This is a genomic window from Myxococcus sp. CA040A, assembly GCF_013336725.1.
Classification (GTDB): Bacteria; Myxococcota; Myxococcia; order Myxococcales; family Myxococcaceae; genus Myxococcus; species Myxococcus llanfairpwllgwyngyllgogerychwyrndrobwllllantysiliogogogochensis.
In genome coordinates this window covers 1-435 of the sequence record NZ_JABUMR010000052.1, presented here as the reverse complement: position 1 = coordinate 435, position 435 = coordinate 1, and the positions used below count along the sequence as shown (strand labels likewise).

Here is a 435-nt window from a genome sequence, read left to right as displayed (position 1 = left end):
AGTCCACTCCCATATGTTCGCTCGAGGAGTTTGACAAGCATTTTCAACCGCCCACACCAACTCCATGCGCTGCCGTTCACGGAATTCAAAAGGAAACCTCGGGACACCCGTCTCGCTCCATGCTGTTTCGCGGGAAATACATTATACAATTCTACGGGAAGCTCATCAAATGGGTGGCAGATAATGCGAACCAAAGACAACCAAAACACATCTCCAAGAAATACCCCAACAGCCTGACCATTCAGTCCGGGAATATACTTTCACAGCTCTCCCAATATGCAGACACCCCACCCTGCCTCATTCGCTTTCTTAAATCCATCGCCCAGCACTGCCCCACCAAGAGCATTATTCCCGCCTAGCAAGAAACCTCGACGTACTTGGCCAAAATATTCACTACCCACCGATAACGACCTGCCTCATCCGCACCAAGATATC

At 49.9% G+C, this 435-nt stretch carries 1 protein-coding gene; it reads left to right on the top strand.

The annotated features are described in order from the left end of the window. Positions 1–359, top strand: a 359-nt coding sequence (locus HUA75_RS46355; protein ID WP_217446593.1) for a hypothetical protein, incomplete at its 5' end; no start/stop codon positions are given. Positions 360–435: the final 76 nt, after the last annotated feature.